We start from the raw sequence: 21,510 nt of genomic DNA, 5'->3' as shown, positions 1-21,510 counted from the left end.
ACGCACGGAGCCTAGTCGATGACTCGTACGAGACAGAGGCGGCTTGCTAGTCTCCGCGTTCGAGTTGTGAACTTCTGTTTCATGGCGTGATTTAGGGGAATCAACGGGACCCCATGACGGTCATGGGGATCAACGGGGGGAAGTCATATGTCTGTTGACCGTGTCGAATTGCTGGACGGCGGCGAGGAAACGGCCTCGGATGAAGCCGTCACGATGGCGGCCGCGGCCGTGCCCTACTACCCGGTCGCGCCGGGCGTCCGTCTCAACGTCCGCAGCGGCCCCGGCACCAGCTACCCGATCATCAAGGTCCTGTCCGAAGGAATCCGGGTCGCGATCTACTGCCAGACGCCGGGCACGCGCGTGACGGGCCCGTACGGCACGACGAACATCTGGGACAGCATCGCCAGCGGCGAGTACGTCTCGGACGCCTACGTCAGGACAGGCAGCGACGGCTACGTCCGCCCCCGCTGCTCATCGTGACCGACCGGCGCCGAGAGCGCCGGTGAGGACAGGACGCGACGACGGCGCCCGTCCATGCTGATCCCGATCACAACAGTTCCCGGTATGCGGGAGCCCGTACGGAGCCCGCGGCCGGGCCGGAGCCATAATCGACGCGTGAGCGAGACGAACGGCACCCCGGACACCCCCGCGGGCTCCACGGGCCCCCGCCCCGACCCCCTGCGCTTCTTCGGCACCACCTGGGTCGACCACGACAACGGCTACACCGCCCGCCGCATCGCGGTGTCCGCCGGCTCCCTCGCCACCGCGGCCGCCTCCTGCCTGATGCTGCGCTTCGCCTACCAAGGGATCCAGATCGCCGACATCGGCAGCTTCGTCACCCTCCTGATGGTCGTGATGTTCGCGGTCTGCAGCGCCCTCGCCTTCCGCCACACCTGGGACGGCTTCACCAAGCGCCCCGACCCCGACCGCCAGGCTTCCCTCCGTGGGCTCCTGACCATCGGCTTCGTCGGCTCCCTCCTCGCCTACTTCTTCCGCTCCCTCACCGAGGCCCCCGGCGAGAAACTCCACCGCGAGGAATACGAGACGGCCCGCAAACTGCACGAGAACCGCACCACCCGCCGCACGGGCAACCCAGCGAAGAAGCGCCGCCGCGGGTAGCGAGGGGGGAGGGGGACCGGCACCTCCGACCACCTCCCACCGGTCGCTGCGCGGGGTGCGCAGCCTGCCTCCTCCCGGAAAAATCGGTGCCTACCGCACCGACCAAGGCCACCATGGCCGTATGACGGCCCCTTCCCACGGTGACCGAGCCCGTTCCTTCAACGCGGCCGCAGCCCAGTACGCCGCGAACCGCCCCTCCTACCCACCCGCCCTCTTCGACGCGATCGAAGAGCTGGCCGGCCGCTCCCTCACCGGCGCGCGCGTCGTGGACGTGGGCGCGGGCACCGGCATTGCCACCGAGCTCCTACGACAGCGCGGCGCTGCCGTCCTGGCCGTCGAGCCCGGCGACGGCATGGCGGCCCAGTTCCGCCGCACCCACCCCGACGTACCGATCGTCCGCGGCAACGGCAACGCCCTCCCCCTGGCCGCAGCCTCCGTCGACTTCCTCACCTACGCCCAGGCCTGGCACTGGACCGACCCCACCCACTCGGTGCCGGAGGCCCTCCGCGTGCTGCGGCCCGGCGGCGCACTCGCCCTGTGGTGGAACACCACCCCGCTCGACATCCCTTGGCACGCCGCACAGGCAGTCCGTATCGAGCGCAGCTTCGGCGCCCACCCCGCAGTCGAGCAGAACGGCAGCGGCGCCCGAGCCGCCCTCTCCGACCCCACCGGCCTCCTTGACTTCACCGGTCACAAGGTCCGCTGGAGCCGCCGCGTCCCCATCGACACGCACCTCGCGAACCTCGGCAGCCACTCGCTCTTCCTGGTCCACGGCACGGAGGCGAGCACCGCCTTCCTCACCGAGGAAAAGAAGCTCCTCCTCGACACCTTCCCGGACGGACTCATCGAAGAGACCTACGACGTCGATCTCCTCCTCGCCACCACCTCCTGACCCCCTCACCGACCAGCGACCAGCGACCGTCGGCCACGGCCCTCCTCCCGCCCGCCCCGCCCCGATCCGGCGTGGGCGGGCGCCTTGTGTGCCCTGGCCCCTGCGGCACGGGGGTGAGCTCCTTCCCCCAACGGGTAGCTGACCCCGTCACCCGCGGGTGCCCGCCCCCGCACGCACCCCACCCGCGCCCGAGCGCCGGCGCTCCCCAGTCCTCCCCGGCGCTTGACGCCGCAGCCCGGCCAGAGGATTATTCATCACATGATGAATTATTCGTCCGCCCGCTCCGACCCACCACCCGACGCCCCCGCCATCCGAGCCGAGGCCCTGAACGTCGTACGTGGCACCCGCCAGGTCCTCCGCGACCTCGGCTTCACCGTCCCGCGCGGCCAGATCACCGGCCTGCTAGGCCCATCCGGCTGCGGCAAGACCACCCTCATGCGGGCGATCGTCGGCACCCAGGCCAAGGTCACCGGCACCCTCGACGTGCTCGGCAGCCCCGCAGGCCACCCCACCCTGCGCACTCGTATCGGCTACGTCACCCAAGCCCCCTCCGTCTACGCGGACCTGACGGTCCGCCAGAACCTCGCCTACTTCGCCGCGATCCTCGACCCCGGCCACGCGGCAGCCGACCGACGCCACGAGAACGTCACCCGTGCCATCGCCGACGTCGACCTCACCAGCCACGCCGACTCGCTTGCCGGCAACCTCTCCGGCGGCCAGCGCAGCCGCGTCTCCCTGGCGGTCGCCCTCCTCGGCACCCCCGAACTCCTCGTCCTGGACGAACCTACGGTCGGCCTGGACCCGGTCCTGCGCCGCGACCTCTGGAGCCTCTTCCACGACATCGCGGCCTCCCGCAACGCCACCCTCCTCATCTCCTCCCACGTCATGGACGAAGCCGAGCGGTGCCACCGCCTCCTTCTGATGCGCGAGGGCCAGATCCTCGCCGACGACACCCCGGACGCCCTCCGCACCCGTACGCAGGCAGAGACGGTCGAGGCGGCCTTCCTGCACCTGGTCGACGAGGCGACCGAGGCCGCCCGCGCGAAGGAGACCACGCGATGACCACGACGACGAGCACCACCACCACGCTCCGGCCGGCCCCCACCGGAGCCCTGAGCCTCGCCCGCACAACCGCCACCGCTGCCCGCGTCCTGCGCCAGCTCCGCCACGACCCGCGCACCATCGCGCTGCTGGTCCTCATCCCCTGCGTGATGCTGTTCCTGCTGCGCTACGTCTTCGACGGCAGCCCGCGCACCTTCGACAACATCGGCGCCTCGCTCCTCGGGATCTTCCCGCTGATCACGATGTTCCTGGTCACCTCCATCGCCACCCTGCGCGAACGCACCTCGGGGACCCTCGAACGCCTCCTCGCCATGCCCCTCGGCAAGGGAGATTTGATCGCCGGCTACGCCCTTGCCTTCGGCACCCTCGCGATCATCCAGTCCGCCCTGGCGACCGGACTCGCCCTGTGGTTCCTCGGCCTCGACGTCACCGGCAGCCCCTGGCTGCTCCTGCTCGTGGCGCTGCTCGACGCACTGCTCGGCACCGCGCTCGGTCTCTTCGTCTCGGCATTCGCGGCCTCCGAATTCCAGGCCGTCCAGTTCATGCCGGCCGTGATCTTCCCCCAACTCCTCCTCTGCGGCCTCTTCACTCCCCGCGACAACATGCACCCCGCTCTCGAGGCCATCTCCAACGTCCTCCCCATGTCCTACGCGGTCGACGGCATGAATGAGGTCCTCAAGCACACCGACATGACCGCCACCTTCGTACGCGACGCCCTGATCGTGGCGGGCTGTGCCCTGCTGGTCCTGTGCCTGGGCGCGGCGACCCTGCGACGCAGGACGGCATGACCGCCGAGGGCCGGGCCCGGTGTCCGGCCCGTCCGTCCGGCCCCGTCCGCCCACTGGACTCGCCACCTCGAACGGTGCCCCTGGTGGGAGGATGAACCCGGACAACGCAACCTCCGGAGGGCACCCCAGCCAATGACCCAGAAAGTCGCAGTCCTCGGCACCGGCAAGATCGGCGAAGCCCTGCTCAGCGGAATGATCCGCGGCGGGTGGGCGCCGGCCGACCTCCTGGTGACGGCCCGCCGCGCGGAACGAGCCGAAGAACTCCGTGCCCGCCACGGAGTCACCCCGGTCACCAACGCGGAAGCCGCCAAGACCGCCGACACCCTGATCCTCACGGTCAAGCCGCAGGACATGGGCACCCTCCTCGACGAACTCGCCCCGCACGTCCCCGCCGACCGCCTGGTCATCAGCGGAGCCGCAGGCATCCCCACCTCCTTCTTCGAGTCCCGCCTCGCCGCCGGCACCCCGGTCGTCCGCGTCATGACGAACACACCCGCCCTCGTCGACGAGGCAATGTCCGTCATCTCCGCCGGCAGCCACGCCAGCGAAGCCGACCTCACCCATGCCGAGGAGATCTTCGGCTCCGTGGGCAAGACGCTGCGCGTCCCCGAGTCCCAGCAGGACGCCTGCACCGCCCTCTCCGGCTCCGGCCCGGCGTACTTCTTCTACCTGGTCGAAGCCATGACCGACGCCGGCATTCTTCTCGGCCTGCCCCGTGACAAGGCGCACGACCTGATCGTCCAGTCCGCGATCGGCGCCGCGACGATGCTCCGCGACAGCGGCGAACATCCCGTCAAGCTCCGCGAGAACGTGACGTCCCCCGCCGGCACCACCATCAACGCCATCCGCGAACTCGAGAGCCACGGCGTGCGAGCCGCCCTCATCGCAGCCCTCGAAGCAGCCCGTGACCGCAGCCGTGAGCTGGCCTCCGGAAACAACGCCTGACGCGCCGGCCGCCCCACTCCGGGGGCGGCCCAGCGCACCCCCTAAGCAGGCACCTCAGCAGTCACCCCGATATCGGCAGCCGCTGTCGCAGCCGTAGCTGCAGTCGCCGGCAGCAACCCGATCGCGCGATAGGCGGCATCCACGACCGGCCGGGCCATCGCCCGAGCGCGCTCCGCACCATCTCGCAGCACCCCCTCCACATAGCCAGGATCCGCGCACAGCTCGCTGTGCCTCTCCCGCACGGGCCTGAGGACCTCGACCACAGCCTCCGCGGTCGCTGACTTCAAAGCTCCATACGATTCATATACACCGCTCAGCTCCGATGGGTTCCCACCCGTACAGGCCGCGAGGATCTCCAGCAGATTCGCCACTCCCGGCCGAGCGGCCCGGTCGTACACGACGTCCCGCCCGCTGTCGGTCACGGCCCGCATGACCTTCTTCCGCACCACATCGGGCTCATCGAGCAGATAGACGATCCCGGGCCCGGAGTCGTCGCTCTTGCCCATCTTCGACGTCGGATCCTGCAGGTTCATCACCCGAGCTCCGACCTGAGGAGGCGTGGCCCGAGGCACCACGAACGCATGCCCGTACCGCTGGTTGAACCGCACCGCGAGATCCCGCGCGAGCTCCACATGCTGCGTCTGATCGTCCCCGACCGGTACCTCATCGGTCCCGTACGCCAGGATGTCCGCCGCCATCAGTACGGGATACGTGAGCAGCGACAGCCGCACACTCCCGCCCCGCGCCCGCTCCCGCGCGGCCTTCTCCTTGTACTGGATCATCCGCCGCATCTCGCCGTCCGTGGCCACGCACTCCAGCACATACGACAGCCGCGCGTGCTCATCCACATGACTCTGTACGAAGACGGTGCACAACTGGGGATCCAGCCCCGCCGCCAGCAACAGCGTCGCCGCCTGACGACTGAGCCTGCGCACTCGCGCCGGATCGTGGTCCACGGTCAGCGCGTGCAGATCGACGATGCAGAACAGCGCGTCAGCCTGGTGCTGATCGACGGCAGCCCACCGCCGCATGGCTCCCAGGTAGTTCCCCAGCGTCAGATGCCCGGTCGGCTTGACCCCACTGAAGACCCGCGTCATCTCTTCTCCACCTCCTGGTCGAGACCGCCGCCCCGGCGGCCGACCCTCTGGAGCTCTGGAGGGAGAAACGAGAACGGCCGCCGAAGCGGCGGCCGTTGAGTGCATACGTCACTACGGCCGCCGTCAGGCGGCCCACCACAGCTGGGTGCACGTACGCGTTGTCATGCGTCCCAGACTACGCCCAGAGGGTGCCGTCAGGAGCGAAGTTGACACGCCCAGGGCCGATCCGTACTGTTCTCCGAGTTGTCCGACGTGAGCGCCGACTCCGGTCGGTCCCCGGACAGCCACTCCGCAAGTACCAACAACTATTCGACGACAGTCGATCTGTCTGCCGTCGTTTCATTGGTATGCGTATTTACGGAATGAGGAATCCGCGTTCGACAGAACGCAGCCCCCGATTAGCTCGGGAGCGAGGATTCCGCTAAAGTCTCACTCGTCGGAACGGCCCAACAGCCGCGAAGTCAAGCCCCGCTGACCGGGGATCAGGTCCGAAAGGATCTGGTAGAGTCGGAGTCGCCGGAAAGGGAAACGCGAGAGCGGAAACCTGGAAAGCACCGAGGAAATCGGATCGAGAAAAGGTCTGATAGAGTCGGAAACGCAAGACCGAAGGGAAGCGCCCGGAGGAAAGCCCGAGAGGGTGAGTACAAAGGAAGCGTCCGTTCCTTGAGAACTCAACAGCGTGCCAAAAATCAACGCCAGATATGTTGATACCCCGTCTCTCTCATTCGAGAGGGCGAGGTTCCTTTGAAAAAACACAGCGAGGACGTTGTGAACGACCGCCTTATTCCGGTGGTTGTTCCGCTCTCGTGATGTGTGCACCCGATTACGGGTAAACATTCACGGAGAGTTTGATCCTGGCTCAGGACGAACGCTGGCGGCGTGCTTAACACATGCAAGTCGAACGATGAACCACTTCGGTGGGGATTAGTGGCGAACGGGTGAGTAACACGTGGGCAATCTGCCCTTCACTCTGGGACAAGCCCTGGAAACGGGGTCTAATACCGGATACCACCTTCACTGGCATCTGTGAAGGTTGAAAGCTCCGGCGGTGAAGGATGAGCCCGCGGCCTATCAGCTTGTTGGTGAGGTAATGGCTCACCAAGGCGACGACGGGTAGCCGGCCTGAGAGGGCGACCGGCCACACTGGGACTGAGACACGGCCCAGACTCCTACGGGAGGCAGCAGTGGGGAATATTGCACAATGGGCGAAAGCCTGATGCAGCGACGCCGCGTGAGGGATGACGGCCTTCGGGTTGTAAACCTCTTTCAGCAGGGAAGAAGCGAAAGTGACGGTACCTGCAGAAGAAGCGCCGGCTAACTACGTGCCAGCAGCCGCGGTAATACGTAGGGCGCAAGCGTTGTCCGGAATTATTGGGCGTAAAGAGCTCGTAGGCGGCTTGTCACGTCGGGTGTGAAAGCCCGGGGCTTAACCCCGGGTCTGCATTCGATACGGGCTAGCTAGAGTGTGGTAGGGGAGATCGGAATTCCTGGTGTAGCGGTGAAATGCGCAGATATCAGGAGGAACACCGGTGGCGAAGGCGGATCTCTGGGCCATTACTGACGCTGAGGAGCGAAAGCGTGGGGAGCGAACAGGATTAGATACCCTGGTAGTCCACGCCGTAAACGGTGGGAACTAGGTGTTGGCGACATTCCACGTCGTCGGTGCCGCAGCTAACGCATTAAGTTCCCCGCCTGGGGAGTACGGCCGCAAGGCTAAAACTCAAAGGAATTGACGGGGGCCCGCACAAGCAGCGGAGCATGTGGCTTAATTCGACGCAACGCGAAGAACCTTACCAAGGCTTGACATACACCGGAAAGCATTAGAGATAGTGCCCCCCTTGTGGTCGGTGTACAGGTGGTGCATGGCTGTCGTCAGCTCGTGTCGTGAGATGTTGGGTTAAGTCCCGCAACGAGCGCAACCCTTGTTCTGTGTTGCCAGCATGCCCTTCGGGGTGATGGGGACTCACAGGAGACCGCCGGGGTCAACTCGGAGGAAGGTGGGGACGACGTCAAGTCATCATGCCCCTTATGTCTTGGGCTGCACACGTGCTACAATGGCAGGTACAATGAGCTGCGATACCGTGAGGTGGAGCGAATCTCAAAAAGCCTGTCTCAGTTCGGATTGGGGTCTGCAACTCGACCCCATGAAGTCGGAGTTGCTAGTAATCGCAGATCAGCATTGCTGCGGTGAATACGTTCCCGGGCCTTGTACACACCGCCCGTCACGTCACGAAAGTCGGTAACACCCGAAGCCGGTGGCCCAACCCCTTGTGGGAGGGAGCTGTCGAAGGTGGGACTGGCGATTGGGACGAAGTCGTAACAAGGTAGCCGTACCGGAAGGTGCGGCTGGATCACCTCCTTTCTAAGGAGCACTTCTCACCGAGTCCTTCGGGACGAGGTCAGAGGCCACTACGCAGGCAAACGTTCTGCGGTGGTTGCTCATGGGTGGAACGTTGATTATTCGGCACTCTCAGTCATCTCGGGCTGCCAGTACTGCTCTTCGGAGCGTGGAACGCTGATCACGAGTGGCGGGGGTGCCGGGCACGCTGTTGGGTGTCTGAAGTACCGGCCGTGAGGTTGTGCTTCGGTTGCCGGCGCCGGTGAAGCACTCCTGTTAAGGGGTGTGTGACGGTGTACTGGTCGTTGTTTGAGAACTGCACAGTGGACGCGAGCATCTGTGGCCAAGTTTTTAAGGGCGCACGGTGGATGCCTTGGTACCAGGAACCGATGAAGGACGTGGGAGGCCACGATAGTCCCCGGGGAGTCGTCAACCAGGCTTTGATCCGGGGGTTTCCGAATGGGGAAACCCGGCAGTCGTCATGGGCTGTCACCCTTGCCTGAACACATAGGGCAAGTGGAGGGAACGCGGGGAAGTGAAACATCTCAGTACCCGCAGGAAGAGAAAACAACCGTGATTCCGGGAGTAGTGGCGAGCGAAACCGGATGAGGCTAAACCGTATACGTGTGAGACCCGGCAGGGGTTGCGTATGCGGGGTTGTGGGATCTCTCTTTCACAGTCTGCCGGCTGTGAGGCGAGTCAGAAACCGTTGATGTAGGCGAAGGACATGCGAAAGGTCCGGCGTAGAGGGTAAGACCCCCGTAGTCGAAACATCAGCGGCTCGTTTGAGAGACACCCAAGTAGCACGGGGCCCGAGAAATCCCGTGTGAATCTGGCGGGACCACCCGCTAAGCCTAAATATTCCCTGGTGACCGATAGCGGATAGTACCGTGAGGGAATGGTGAAAAGTACCCCGGGAGGGAGTGAAATAGTACCTGAAACCGTGTGCCTACAAGCCGTGGGAGCGTCGGAATGTGCTTGCACATTCTCGTGACTGCGTGCCTTTTGAAGAATGAGCCTGCGAGTTTGCGGTGTGTTGCGAGGTTAACCCGTGTGGGGAAGCCGTAGCGAAAGCGAGTCCGAATAGGGCGGTTCAGTAGCGCGCTCAAGACCCGAAGCGGAGTGATCTAGCCATGGGCAGGTTGAAGCGGAGGTAAGACTTCGTGGAGGACCGAACCCACCAGGGTTGAAAACCTGGGGGATGACCTGTGGTTAGGGGTGAAAGGCCAATCAAACTCCGTGATAGCTGGTTCTCCCCGAAATGCATTTAGGTGCAGCGTCGTGTGTTTCTTGCCGGAGGTAGAGCACTGGATAGGCGATGGGCCCTACCGGGTTACTGACCTTAGCCAAACTCCGAATGCCGGTAAGTGAGAGCGCGGCAGTGAGACTGTGGGGGATAAGCTCCATGGTCGAGAGGGAAACAGCCCAGAGCATCGACTAAGGCCCCTAAGCGTACGCTAAGTGGGAAAGGATGTGGAGTCGCAGAGACAACCAGGAGGTTGGCTTAGAAGCAGCCACCCTTGAAAGAGTGCGTAATAGCTCACTGGTCTAGTGATTCCGCGCCGACAATGTAGCGGGGCTCAAGCGTACCGCCGAAGTCGTGTCATTGCAGCAATACGCCCAACGGCGGCTGTGATGGGTAGGGGAGCGTCGTGTGCCGGGTGAAGCCGCGCCGGAAGGCAGTGGTGGACGGTTCACGAGTGAGAATGCAGGCATGAGTAGCGATTCACACGTGAGAAACGTGTGCGCCGATTGACTAAGGGTTCCTGGGTCAAGCTGATCTGCCCAGGGTAAGTCGGGACCTAAGGCGAGGCCGACAGGCGTAGTCGATGGATAACCGGTTGATATTCCGGTACCCGCTGTGAAGCGTCAAACATTGAACCAGGCGATGCTAAGTCCGTGAAGCCGCCCTGGAGCCTTCGGGCAAAGGGGAGTGGTGGAGCCGACGGACCAGACCTGTAGTAGGTGAGTGATGGGGTGACGCAGGAAGGTAGTCCAGCCCGGGCGGTGGTTGTCCCGGGGTAAGGGTGTAGGCCGTGCGATAGGTAAATCCGTCGCACATGAGGCTGAGACCTGATGCCGAGCCGATTGTGGTGAAGTGGATGATCCTATGCTGTCGAGAAAAGCCTCTAGCGAGTTTCATGGCGGCCCGTACCCTAAACCGACTCAGGTGGTCAGGTAGAGAATACCGAGGCGTTCGGGTGAACTATGGTTAAGGAACTCGGCAAAATGCCCCCGTAACTTCGGGAGAAGGGGGGCCATCACCGGTGATCCGATTTACTCGGTGAGCTGGGGGTGGCCGCAGAGACCAGCGAGAAGCGACTGTTTACTAAAAACACAGGTCCGTGCGAAGCCGTAAGGCGATGTATACGGACTGACGCCTGCCCGGTGCTGGAACGTTAAGGGGACCGGTTAGTCAGGATTCGTCCTGGCGAAGCTGAGAACTTAAGCGCCAGTAAACGGCGGTGGTAACTATAACCATCCTAAGGTAGCGAAATTCCTTGTCGGGTAAGTTCCGACCTGCACGAATGGCGTAACGACTTCTCGACTGTCTCAACCATAGGCCCGGTGAAATTGCACTACGAGTAAAGATGCTCGTTTCGCGCAGCAGGACGGAAAGACCCCGGGACCTTTACTACAGTTTGATATTGGTGTTCGGTTCGGCTTGTGTAGGATAGGTGGGAGACTGTGAACTCTGGACGCCAGTTCAGGGGAGTCATCGTTGAAATACCACTCTGGTCGTGCTGGATGTCTAACCTGGGTCCGTGATCCGGATCAGGGACAGTGTCTGATGGGTAGTTTAACTGGGGCGGTTGCCTCCTAAAGAGTAACGGAGGCGCCCAAAGGTTCCCTCAGCCTGGTTGGCAATCAGGTGTTGAGTGTAAGTGCACAAGGGAGCTTGACTGTGAGACCGACGGGTCGAGCAGGGACGAAAGTCGGGACTAGTGATCCGGCGGTGGCTTGTGGAAGCGCCGTCGCTCAACGGATAAAAGGTACCCCGGGGATAACAGGCTGATCTTCCCCAAGAGTCCATATCGACGGGATGGTTTGGCACCTCGATGTCGGCTCGTCGCATCCTGGGGCTGGAGTCGGTCCCAAGGGTTGGGCTGTTCGCCCATTAAAGCGGTACGCGAGCTGGGTTTAGAACGTCGTGAGACAGTTCGGTCCCTATCCGCTGCGCGCGCAGGAATATTGAGAAGGGCTGTCCCTAGTACGAGAGGACCGGGACGGACGAACCTCTGGTGTGCCAGTTGTTCTGCCAAGGGCATGGCTGGTTGGCTACGTTCGGGAGGGATAACCGCTGAAAGCATCTAAGCGGGAAGCCTGCTTCGAGATGAGTATTCCCACCCACTTGATGGGGTAAGGCTCCCAGTAGACGACTGGGTTGATAGGCCGGATCTGGAAGCACGGTAACGTGTGGAGGTGACCGGTACTAATAGGCCGAGGGCTTGTCCATAGATGCTCGCGTCCACTGTGTTGGTTCTGAAACCACGAACAGCCCCGTATGGCCACATACGGTGCGGCTGACAGTTTCATAGTGTTTCGGTGGTTATAGCGTGAGGGAAACGCCCGGTTACATTTCGAACCCGGAAGCTAAGCCTTACAGCGCCGATGGTACTGCAGGGGGGACCCTGTGGGAGAGTAGGACGCCGCCGAACAAATTGTGAGAAAGGCCCACACCTTATGGTGTGGGCCTTTCTGCGTTTAGGGTCAACGTATGCGCTATGACCTCGTCATCTTCGACAACGACGGTGTGCTCGTCGACAGCGAGCCCATTTCCAACCGGATGCTCGCCGCGTACCTCACCGAGTTGGGGCATCCGACCTCGTACGAGGAATCCATTCGGGACTACATGGGCTCCGCCATGCATCGGATTCATGAGTTGGTGCTGGAGCGGACAGGGCAGCGGCTTCCCGGGGACTTTGATGACGTCTTCCATGCGCGGGTGTTCGCCGCCTTCGAGCGGGAGCTGAAGGCGGTGGCCGGCGCGGCCGACGTGCTCGAGAAGCTTGGTGGGGACGGTGTGCCGTACTGCGTGGCGTCGTCCGGGAGTCATGACCGGATTCGCGTGGGGCATCGGACGACGGGGCTCGATCGGTTCTTCGATGAGGGGCGGATCTTCAGTTCGCAGGACGTGGGGCGGGGGAAGCCGGCGCCGGATCTGTTTCTGTACGCGGCCGAGCGTATGGGGGTCTCGCCGGAGCGCTGTGTCGTTGTCGAGGACAGCCCGCTGGGGGTGGAGGCTGCCGTGGCGGCGGGGATGGACGTGTACGGGTTCACCGCGATGACGCCCGCTGCGAAGTTGGCCCAGGCCAGTCGACTCTTCGCCGACATGGGGGAGTTGGCCGACCTGCTGGTGTTGCACGGCGTGCGCGACGCCTAGCAAACTTGAGGGAAATTCATCTTTGGCTGGATCTACCCACCAGTACCCCGGGGCTTTACGCTCGCCGCCATGACTGATGTGCTGCGGCGCGGTAGGGCCTCGTTGGCGTTCGGCTTCTTCGCTCAGGGAGTTGCCTTTGCCCTGCTCGTGACCCGGATCCCGGCCATCCAGGACCGGTACGGGGTCTCTGACGCGCTGCTGCCCGCCTTTCTCGCCGCCGTACCGATTCTGGCCGGCGTCGGGAGTGTGACGACCGAGCGGCTGGTGAAACGGATACCGCCGAGCCGGGTGTTGCGGTGGTCCCAGCCCGTCGTGCTCCTGGCGCTGCTCGGGGTCGGTGCGGGGGAGCGGATGGTCGAGCTGGGGCTCGCTCTGGCCGCGTTCGGGCTGGCCGTGGGAGCGCTCGATGCCTCGATGAACATGCTCGGGGTGAGCCTGCAGCGGTCGTACGGGCGCAGCATCATGCTCAGCTTCCATGCCGTGTACAGCCTGGGCGGGATCGTCGGGGCCTCGTTGGCCTGGGTGGGAGCGCACTGGGATCTGGCGCTGGTCGTGTCGTATCTGCCGGTTGTCGTGGTGCTGTTGCCGGCCGCGCTGGTGGGGAGTCGGTGGTACGTCGACGGGGCGAGCGGCGGGGGCGGCGCCGTGGCGGAGGAAGCGGGTGAGGGCGGGCCCGTGGTGTTCAAGATGCTGCTGCCGCTGTGTCTGGTGATGACCTTCGCGTATATCGGCGACTCGACCGTCTCCAACTGGAGCGCGAAGTATCTCCAGGACGTGCTGGGGAGCTCGGAGCAGATGGCGACCGTGCCGTACAACGTCTATATGGTCACCACGCTGCTGGGGCGGACCATCGGGGACTTCGGGGTGCGGCGGTTCGGGGCTGTCGCGGTCGTCCGGATGGGGGCGGTCGTGGCGGCGGTCGGGTTCGCGGTGGTGGCCGGGGCGCCGGGGGCGTGGGTGGGGATGCTGGGGTTCACACTGCTCGGGCTGGGGTTGTGCGTGCTGGTGCCGCAGACTTTCGCGGCGGCCGGGCGGCTGTTCCCGGGGGCTTCTGATACGGCCGTTGCACGGCTCAATGTGTTCAATTACGTGGGGTTTTTGATCGGTTCGCCTTTGGTGGGTGCACTGGGCGATGCCTGGAACTATCGCGGGGCGATGCTTGTGCCGATGGTGTTGGTGCTGGTGACGCTTGTGTACGCCCGTTCGTTCGCCGCTCAACCGGACCGATACGGTGGCGGGCATGAGCGGCCGAGCACAGCTGATGTGGGACGAGGCAGTAACGGGCTATGACTTCGGCCGGGACCATCCGATGGACCCGGTCCGGCTCGCGCTGACCCGGAGACTCGTCGATGCCTTCGGGCTGGACAAGGACGTGGACGTCGTCTCGGCGCAGCCGGCCGGGGAGTCGACTCTGCGCCTGGTGCATCGGGAGGACTACATCGAGGCCGTGAAGGCGGCCTCGGCGAATCCGGCGGCGGCGGATCAGTCGTACGGGCTCGGGACGCTGGATGATCCGGCATTCGCCGGGATGCATGAGGTGTCGGCGCTCATCGCCGGGCAGTCGGTGGGGGCGGCGGAGGCCGTGTGGCGGGGCGAGGCGCTGCATGCGGTGAACTTCGCGGGTGGGCTGCACCATGCGATGCCCGGGGGCGCGTCGGGTTTCTGTATCTACAACGACGCTTCACTGGCCATTGCCCGGCTGCTGGAGCTGGGGGCCGAGCGGGTCGCGTACATCGATGTCGACGTGCATCATGGGGACGGGGTGCAGGCGGCGTTCTGGGAAGATCCGCGGGTGCTGACGATTTCGTTGCACGAGCATCCTCGTACGTTGTTTCCGCAGACCGGGTGGCCGGAGGAGACGGGTGCGGAGGCGGCTGAGGGGTCTGCCGTGAACGTGGCGTTGCCGGCCGGGACCGGGGACGCGGGGTGGTTGCGGGCGTTCCATGCCGTCGTGCCGGAGTTGATCGGTGACTTTCGGCCGCAGGTGCTGGTCACTCAGCATGGGGCTGACACGCACTTCGAGGATCCGCTGGCGCATCTCGCCGTTTCGCTGGATGCGCAGCGGGCTGTGCAGGTGGCCTGTCATGAGCTGGCGCACGAGTACGCCGATGGGAAGTGGGTTGCGCTGGGTGGGGGCGGATATGCGGTGGTGGAGGTTGTGCCGCGGTCGTGGACTCATCTGGTGGGGATTGCTGCGGGGCGGGCGATTGAGCCTGAGGCGATGATTCCGGAGGGGTGGCGGCAGGAAGTCTTTGCGCGGACTCGGCAGTTGGGGCCGGCGCGGATGACTGATGGGCGGTGGCCCATTTCCTGGGGGGACTGGGAGGCGGGGTACGACCCCGCGGATCGGTTGGATCAGGCGGTGTTGGCTACTCGGCGGGCGGTGTTTCCGTTGCGGGGGTTGTTGCCGTAGGTGGGTGGGGTGAGTTTTCGCCCCCGCCGCCCCTACCCGCCCCTACCCGTCCCGTCCCTGGGGCTGCCGCCCCCAGACCCCCGCTGTCGGCCTGAACGGCCTCGTCCTCAAACTCCACCAGAGGGGGCACCCCCAGACGGGCTGACTTTGCCTGGACCGGCGTCGAGAGGCCCGTCCGGCGTTAGCCCAACTGTGCGGCCTTTCCCCGTTCCTCCGCCCCCCTCCCGTTTCGTCGGTCACCATCGCTCTCGTGGTGAGTCGCGGAGCGCTTCGTGCCCATCTTCTGGATGCTCGGCTGGCCGGGGTCGTGGCTACTTCTCGGGAGGTGAGTCTGCGGAGTTATCGGCTGTTCGCGGCTCGTGATCCGCGTGTGGTTATTGGGCTTGATCCTGCGGGGAGTTGGCGGCAGCGGGATTTGATTGCGTTGATGGCGGACAGGTGCGGGGTTTCGGCCGATCCGGCATGTGTATCTGGACTGGATGTGATCGATCCGGAGCGGACTTTGACCGCTCTGGATGCCTTCGCCGATCGGGTCGCTGCTGCCGCCCAGCGCAACGCGCCCGTGCTGCTCGGTACCGGGCATCCGCATCGACTGCTCGGGTTCTACGCCGCCTTGGCGGACGCGTTGTCGGCGGCGGGATGTGCCGTTCTCACCCCGGCGCATGGTCACTGTGTCGACATAACGACCCGGTTCGGCCTACGCACGTACAACCTTGCCTACGTACGAGGAGTCGCGTTGGTGCGGGAACCCGACCTCTCTCGCCCCGGTTGTGAGCCCGGCGCACACACGCACTCACCGCTCCCGGTTCGTACCGCGCTGGCTGCCGCGGCGGAGGCCGGCGGGCCGTTGCCGGAGCTGGTGATCGGGGATCACGGGTGGGTCTGCGGGGCAGGTCAGCTGGGGTTTGAGGCGATTGGGCTGGCCGATACCGATGACCCCGCGCTCTTCGTGGGGGAGGCTGAGGGGGTCGTGTCCGCCGTCGTTCCACTTGATGACGCTGTGCGGTCTGATTACTACCTGCCGCTTACCCGCTACGTACTCAATCGAGCGTGTCTGTCACAGTAGGTCGCCGATGGCTGCACCTCTTCCCCACTCGCATCACACGCCCCTACCCTGGGGAGTGAGCACGCAACGACGAAGAGTCACCGGAAGGGGAAGCCGGTGGCCGTCGAGTGCGGAAGGTTCAGGTGTGTCATGGCTGCAGCTGGCGAGAGGCCTCTGAACGAGGTTCAGTTCCTTACCGTGGCGGAAGTCGCCTCGGTGATGCGAGTGTCGAAGATGACCGTGTACCGGCTGGTGCACAGTGGTCATCTGCCCGCGATTCGGGTGGGGCGGTCCTTCCGCGTCCCCGAGCAAGCGGTTCACGAGTACCTCCGCGAGAGTTACGTGGGGGTGGAAACCGCCTGACAGTGACGGGTGAGGGGGGATCCTCAGGGCTTTGCAGGATTCCCCCTCGTCCCCTCGATTACGACCTCAGCGCTCGGGCGGGTAGGCTAGCCCCTCGTAGGTCGTATGGGCCCATGGCGCCCAACGCCGAGTGATGAGAAGTGAGCGAGGGTAGTCGTGGGCTCTGTTATCAAGAAGCGGCGCAAGCGGATGGCTAAGAAGAAGCACCGCAAGCTGCTCAAGCGCACGCGCGTTCAGCGTCGCAACAAGAAGTAAGCGGCGCGCTGCGAAAGCGGCGTGGCGTGTTTGTGGCCCCCCACCGGATCCGGTGGGGGGCCACACGCTTTTCGGGGGCCGGTGGGTGAGATCGTGGAGGGGGATGTGCGATGAGCCGAACTTCGTACGTATGCCTGTACGCATGCCTGGCCCGTCTGGTCGTACGCAAGGAATTCCCGTCACTTCATGCATTGGGCGGTCATCACAGCGCAACACCTACCCGCTAAGTTGGCCGCACACGGGGAACACGGGGAACTCGGCAGGGTACGAGTGCTGGAAGGAAGGCGCTGATCTTGGGCAAGGTCGTGCTCGTGACCGGAGTGGCCCGTCAACTGGGGGGCCGGTTCGTACGACGGATCCAGCGTGACCCACAGGTGGACCGAGTGGTCGCCGTGGACGCGGTCCCGCCCGAGCATCATCTGGGCGGTGCCGACTTCATCCAGGCCGACATCCGGCAGCCCACCATCGCGCGGGTGCTGGCCGAGAGCGGCGCGGACACCGTCGTACACATGGACGTGACCGGAACCGCGCTCGGCAGCGGCAGCCGGACCACGGTCAAGGAGACCAACGTCATCGGGACGATGCAGCTGCTCGGCGCCTGCCAGAAGTCCCCCAACGTCAAGCGGCTGGTGGTCAAGTCCAGCACGAACGTCTACGGGTCCGCGCCCCGCGACCCGGCCGTCTTCACGGAGACCACGCCGCCCAAGTCGCTGCCCAGCGGCGGCTTCGCCAAGGACGCCGTCGAGGTGGAGGGCTATGTCCGCGGGTTCGCGCGGCGGCGGCCGGACGTCGCGGTGTGCGTGCTGCGGTTCGCCAACATCCTCGGCCCGACCGCGGACACACCGCTCGCCTCGTACTTCTCGCTGCCGGTCCTGCCGACCGTGTTCGGCTACGACCCACGGCTGCAGTTCGTCCACGAGGACGACGTGATCGAGGTGCTGCGCATCGCCTCGCACGAGCCGGCGCGGGGCACGCTCAACAGCGGCACCTTCAACATCGCCGGCGACGGTGCCCTGCTGCTCTCGCAGTGCTCCCGGCGCCTGGGCCGCCCCACTGTGCCGCTGCTGCTTCCCGCGGTGACATGGGCGGGCTCCCTGGTGCGTACGCTGGGTATGTCGGACTTCTCGCCGGAGCAGATCCGGCTGCTCACGCACGGCCGGGTGGTGGCGACGGACCAGATGCGAGAGACGCTCGGATTCAAGCCGAAGTACACGACGGCGGAGACCTTCGCGGACTTCGCGCGCAGCCGCGCGCCGGGCCTGCTGCCGCCGGAGGCCCTTGCGGGGGCCGTCGACCGGATCGCCGCACTGCCCGTCCTGGGCGGCGCAAACCCCCCGACGCAGAGCGCCAACTGAGGAGCGCATCAACGATGGCGGACGCCAAGGTCATTCCGTTCGACGACGACCGGTCCCGCGGGGGCGCCGCGCAGCGGCCTTCGCGGCGGCGGAGCACGGGGAGCCGGCGCAAGAACGGTGAATCCGCGCTGGTACGCGAGGTCCAGCCCCTCCCGGGACGGGCCTTCGCGCAGGATGATGTTCCTGTGACACGTGAGGAAGAGCCGCCCCGCAAGGCCCAGGACGACAGTGGTCTGGAGCGGCGGATCGCGAGCGGCCTGGCCTTCCTGCGCCGCCGCCTCACCGGGGACTACGAGGTCGACGACTTCGGGTACGACGAGGAGCTCACCGACCAGGTTCTGATGTCCCTGCTGCGCCCGGTGTACGAGAACTACTTCCGGGTCGAGGTGAAGGGTGTCGAGAACATCCCGTCCGAGGGCGGCGCGCTGATCGTCGCCAACCACTCCGGCACGCTGCCGCTGGACGGCCTGATGATGCAGGTCGCCGTGCACGACCACCATCCCGAGGGCCGGCATCTGCGCCTGCTCGCGGCCGACCTGGTCTTCATGCTGCCGGTGGTCAACGAACTCGCCCGCAAGCTCGGCCACACCCTCGCCTGCGCCGAGGACGCCGAGCGGCTGCTGGCGCAGGGCGAGTTGGTCGGCGTGATGCCGGAGGGCTTCAAGGGCATCGGCAAGCCCTTCAGCGAGCGCTACAAGCTGCAGCGCTTCGGCCGCGGCGGCTTCGTCTCCACGGCCCTGCGCCAAGGTACCCCGATCATCCCTTGCTCGATCGTCGGGGCCGAGGAGATCTACCCGATGATCGGCAACGCGAAGACGCTGGCCCGTCTGCTGGGGTTCCCGTATTTCCCGCTGACGCCGACCTTCCCGTGGCTGGGTCCGCTCGGTGCGGTCCCGTTGCCGACCAAGTGGACGATCCAGTTCGGCGAGCCGATCCCGACGGACGGCTACCCGGCTGAGGCGGCTGAGGACCCGATGCTGATGTTCAACCTGACGGATCAGGTCAGGGAGCAGATCCAGCACACGTTGTACAAGTTGCTGGTGCAGCGGCGGTCGGTCTTCTTCTGAGTGGTGTCTTGTGATCGGTCTTCTTCCGATACGTCGGCGGGGGCGCCCCTCGTGAGAAGGGGCGCCCCCGCCGACGTACGTCGTGGCTCTACGGCTGCTAGTTCGCGTCCTCGCTGTCGATGCCCAGGCCGGGCAGGAGGCCCGGGAGCAGGGGTGGGAGGGTGACGGCGGGTTCGGTGCTCGGGGTGGACGTGGACGGTGAGGCGCCGGCGCTGCCGGTGTCCTTCGGTGGGTCGAGCAGGCCGCCGGTGTTTCCGCCGAGCAGGCCTTCGCCCTCGCCGGTGGAGCCCTCGGCCGACTTGCTGGGGCTGCTGGACCGGTTGCCGTCGGAGGAGCCGCTGCCGCCCGCGCTGGGGCGGGCCGACCGGTCGGATCCGGACGTGCCTGTGGATGCCGATCCGGAACCGCCCTGCCGCTTTCCGTCGCCGCCCTGTGCCGGGGTCGGCGGGAGGAGGGACTGCAGCGGGGCGACCTCTTCGTCTATGGCGTCGAAGACCGAGGACACCTGGTCACTGACGTCCCCGAGCTGGAGGGGAAGCCGCTCGCGCAGGACGCCCCACGCCGCTCGGTGCGAGCGTGAGAAGGCGGAGAGGGCCTGGATGGGCCCCAGGGATCCGGGGTCGCGCTCGTACGCCTCACGGAGCAGGCGGTGCCCCTCCGAGGCGTCGTGGCGCATGCCGGACAGGGCACGGCGGACCTCGCCGACCGACTCGTGGTCGAGCTGTCCGCCGCGGCCACGCTCCATCAGCCTGCGGGCCTCGCTCAGCCGGGTGGAGGCCTGGTCGAGATATGTTCGCCCGCGCTCGTCGTCTCCGTCGGCCAGGACGTTGAGCTTGAAGTCCTCCATGCCGCGCTTGAGGCCGTAGAGAGAGTCACCGGGCAGGGCCTCGGAACTCGCGGCCGCGACTCCGCCGAAGGCTCCCGCGGCGACTCCCACGCTCAGCCCGCCCGCGGTCAGGCCCTTGGCCAGCCGGGAACGCGGCCGGAGCTTGCCCAGCGGGGACGCCCGGTGCGCGCCCCGTGCACGATGCGAACGCTGTTCGGGCAGGGCGGGACTCGCCTCGCCCTGCGCGGTGCCCTCTTGCAGCATGGCCTCCATCGCGGCCACGAGCTGGGCCCGCTGGACGACCTTGACCTCCGGGTCGAGCACTGGCTTGGGCAGCTCGTCCAGACTCGTGGTGAGGGCCAACAGGCGCCCTTGCTCGGTCTGTTCCGCAGCAGCCGGTGCCGGTGCCGATCCATCGCACTGCTCGGCCTGCTCGGCCGCCGAGACCCGGTCGGTCAGCTCCTCCAGGGCCTGGGCGAAGGCGTTCGCCCGCCGGTGCGCCGATACGTTCGCGATCACTGGCGGCACCTCCTCTCGTCATCACGGTCGACTCCCCAGGGGGTCCTGAGGGTTGCACGCCCTGACCGAATCCACACGATCGAGTGATCAGAGTCGGCCAGAGAGTGACCACAGGGAGCCTGCATCCCGCACAACGAGTGGCTTGGCACTTGGGTTACGGACGGAGGATGAACGAGCCGCGAAGTCAACGGACTTTCACTGAGGGTGAGTTGAAGGTAGCGGAGTGTGCTGGTTGGGTAGGGCCGCTCAGCGGGCGTCTTCCGGGAGCAGCCGGGCGAGGGTGCGCACGGCGCGGTACTGGAGGGTCTTGATGGCGCCCTCGTTCTTGCCCATGACGCGGGCCGTCTCGGCGACGGAGAGGCCCTGGAGGAATCGGAGGGTGACGCACTCCTGCTGTTGCGGGTTGAGGCGTCGTACGGCCTCGAGGAGGGCGGCGTTGGAAAGGGACTCGAGGACGGAGTCCTCCGGGGAGCGCTCGACCTCGTTGGCGTCGAGCATCTCGCCGGTGGTCACCTCCAGCCGGAAGCGGCTGGACTTGAAGTGGTCGGCGACGAGGTTGCGGGCGATGGTGACGAGCCAGGCGCCGAAGTCCCGGCCCTGCCAGGTGAAGGTGCCGATCCTGCGAAGTGCGCGCAGAAAGGTCTCGCTCGTGAGGTCCTCGGCGGTGGCCTTACCTCCCACCCGGTAATAGATGTAGCGATAGACGGTGTCGCTGTACTGGTCGTAGAGGCGGCCGAACGCGTCGGCTTCGCCGGCCTGCGCGCGCTCCACGAGATCCATCATTCGAGCGCTGTCGCTGTCCGCGGCCGGCCGGCGGGCGGTTGTTGCGCCGGCCGAGCGTCCGCGTCTGCCGACGGCGGCGCTGCCGTCGGCGAGCGCGTAGCACGGGCCTACGGGCACGGTGGTTACGGCGAGGACGGGGACGGCGTACGCGGTGGGGACGAAGCCGCGCAACAGGTTGTGGACCGTTGCGCGCAGCGTAGCCAGGCCCGAGGCGTCAACCCCGACGTGTGGGTACACGGGACTCCCAGAGGCAGAGCTT

At 65.7% G+C, this 21,510-nt stretch carries 17 protein-coding genes and 3 rRNA genes; 17 read left to right on the top strand and 3 right to left on the bottom strand.

Annotation, left to right across the window (positions count from 1 at the left end):
• Nucleotides 1–147 precede the first annotated feature (147 nt).
• The 6 genes from OHO27_RS17645 to proC all read left to right on the top strand — a co-directional run bounded on the left by OHO27_RS17645 (nucleotide 148) and on the right by proC (nucleotide 4,806).
• Entirely contained in the window at nucleotides 148–480 is a 333-nt protein-coding gene (locus tag OHO27_RS17645; protein WP_328425008.1) for an SH3 domain-containing protein, read from the top strand.
• A gap of 135 nt (nucleotides 481–615) precedes the next feature.
• Nucleotides 616–1,119, top strand: a complete 504-nt coding sequence (locus OHO27_RS17640) for an EamA/RhaT family transporter (protein WP_328425006.1) — start codon at nucleotides 616–618, stop codon at nucleotides 1,117–1,119.
• A gap of 121 nt (nucleotides 1,120–1,240) precedes the next feature.
• Nucleotides 1,241–2,011, top strand: a complete 771-nt coding sequence (locus tag OHO27_RS17635; RefSeq protein WP_328425004.1) for a class I SAM-dependent methyltransferase — start codon at nucleotides 1,241–1,243, stop codon at nucleotides 2,009–2,011.
• A gap of 258 nt (nucleotides 2,012–2,269) precedes the next feature.
• Nucleotides 2,270–3,073 carry an ABC transporter ATP-binding protein gene (locus tag OHO27_RS17630; RefSeq protein WP_328425002.1) on the top strand — a complete coding sequence of 268 codons (804 nt, stop codon included), beginning with the start codon at nucleotides 2,270–2,272 and terminating at the stop codon, nucleotides 3,071–3,073.
• Nucleotides 3,070–3,861: an ABC transporter permease gene (locus tag OHO27_RS17625; RefSeq protein ID WP_328425000.1), complete on the top strand. Its 792-nt coding sequence runs from the start codon at nucleotides 3,070–3,072 to the stop codon at nucleotides 3,859–3,861. Before OHO27_RS17630 ends, OHO27_RS17625 begins: the two co-directional genes overlap by 4 nt.
• A gap of 132 nt (nucleotides 3,862–3,993) precedes the next feature.
• Nucleotides 3,994–4,806: a pyrroline-5-carboxylate reductase gene (gene proC, locus OHO27_RS17620; RefSeq protein WP_328424998.1), complete on the top strand. Its 813-nt coding sequence runs from the start codon at nucleotides 3,994–3,996 to the stop codon at nucleotides 4,804–4,806.
• 41 nt (nucleotides 4,807–4,847) lie between these two features.
• Here proC and trpS read toward each other — a convergent pair whose 3' ends face one another.
• Nucleotides 4,848–5,903, bottom strand: a complete 1,056-nt coding sequence (trpS, locus tag OHO27_RS17615) for a tryptophan--tRNA ligase (RefSeq protein WP_328424996.1) — start codon at nucleotides 5,901–5,903, stop codon at nucleotides 4,848–4,850.
• An 836-nt stretch (nucleotides 5,904–6,739) separates the two neighbouring features.
• Here trpS and OHO27_RS17610 point away from each other — a divergent pair.
• From OHO27_RS17610 to OHO27_RS17560, 11 genes are all read left to right on the top strand, one after another.
• Nucleotides 6,740–8,265: ribosomal RNA gene (locus OHO27_RS17610) — 16S ribosomal RNA — on the top strand.
• Nucleotides 8,266–8,582: 317 nt separating this feature from the next.
• A 23S ribosomal RNA gene (locus tag OHO27_RS17605) occupies nucleotides 8,583–11,698 on the top strand.
• An 85-nt stretch (nucleotides 11,699–11,783) separates the two neighbouring features.
• Nucleotides 11,784–11,900: ribosomal RNA gene (gene rrf / locus OHO27_RS17600) — 5S ribosomal RNA — on the top strand.
• The 16S, 23S and 5S rRNA genes sit together here, the layout of an rRNA operon.
• Nucleotides 11,901–11,959: 59 nt before the next feature.
• Entirely contained in the window at nucleotides 11,960–12,625 is a 666-nt protein-coding gene (locus tag OHO27_RS17595) for an HAD family hydrolase (protein ID WP_328424994.1), read from the top strand.
• 69 nt (nucleotides 12,626–12,694) lie between these two features.
• Nucleotides 12,695–13,915, top strand: coding sequence for an MFS transporter (locus tag OHO27_RS17590; protein WP_328424992.1), 1,221 nt, complete (start codon nucleotides 12,695–12,697; stop codon nucleotides 13,913–13,915).
• Nucleotides 13,866–15,038, top strand: coding sequence for an acetoin utilization protein AcuC (locus OHO27_RS17585; protein ID WP_328424990.1), 1,173 nt, complete (start codon nucleotides 13,866–13,868; stop codon nucleotides 15,036–15,038). The genes OHO27_RS17590 and OHO27_RS17585 overlap by 50 nt, the downstream gene beginning before the upstream one ends.
• Before the next feature lie 250 nt (nucleotides 15,039–15,288).
• A complete protein-coding gene (locus tag OHO27_RS17580) occupies nucleotides 15,289–16,104 on the top strand; it encodes a phosphatase (protein WP_328424989.1) in 816 nt (271 codons plus the stop codon).
• A 129-nt stretch (nucleotides 16,105–16,233) separates the two neighbouring features.
• Nucleotides 16,234–16,446: a helix-turn-helix domain-containing protein gene (locus OHO27_RS17575; RefSeq protein WP_004984898.1), complete on the top strand. Its 213-nt coding sequence runs from the start codon at nucleotides 16,234–16,236 to the stop codon at nucleotides 16,444–16,446.
• Between the two features lie 156 nt (nucleotides 16,447–16,602).
• Nucleotides 16,603–16,701, top strand: a complete 99-nt coding sequence (locus tag OHO27_RS17570; protein ID WP_003948845.1) for a 30S ribosomal protein bS22 — start codon at nucleotides 16,603–16,605, stop codon at nucleotides 16,699–16,701.
• Nucleotides 16,702–16,994: 293 nt separating this feature from the next.
• Nucleotides 16,995–18,056 (top strand): NAD-dependent epimerase/dehydratase family protein, encoded by a 1,062-nt coding sequence (locus OHO27_RS17565; protein ID WP_328424987.1) that lies wholly within the window; start codon nucleotides 16,995–16,997, stop codon nucleotides 18,054–18,056.
• Between the two features lie 14 nt (nucleotides 18,057–18,070).
• On the top strand, nucleotides 18,071–19,123 hold the full coding sequence (locus tag OHO27_RS17560; protein WP_328424985.1) for a lysophospholipid acyltransferase family protein: 1,053 nt from the start codon (nucleotides 18,071–18,073) through the stop codon (nucleotides 19,121–19,123).
• A 97-nt stretch (nucleotides 19,124–19,220) separates the two neighbouring features.
• Here the strand turns inward: OHO27_RS17560 and OHO27_RS17555 are convergent, their stop codons facing one another.
• On the bottom strand, nucleotides 19,221–20,468 hold the full coding sequence (locus OHO27_RS17555; RefSeq protein WP_328424983.1) for a DUF5667 domain-containing protein: 1,248 nt from the start codon (nucleotides 20,466–20,468) through the stop codon (nucleotides 19,221–19,223).
• 246 nt (nucleotides 20,469–20,714) lie between these two features.
• Nucleotides 20,715–21,488, bottom strand: a complete 774-nt coding sequence (locus OHO27_RS17550) for an ECF subfamily RNA polymerase sigma factor, BldN family (protein WP_328424981.1) — start codon at nucleotides 21,486–21,488, stop codon at nucleotides 20,715–20,717.
• Nucleotides 21,489–21,510 lie beyond the last annotated feature (22 nt).

The sequence above is a fragment of the Streptomyces sp. NBC_00443 genome, assembly GCF_036014175.1.
Taxonomy (GTDB): Bacteria; Actinomycetota; Actinomycetes; order Streptomycetales; family Streptomycetaceae; genus Streptomyces.
The sequence above is the reverse complement of the archived record's forward strand: the minus strand, read 5'-3'. Positions and strand labels throughout refer to the sequence as shown.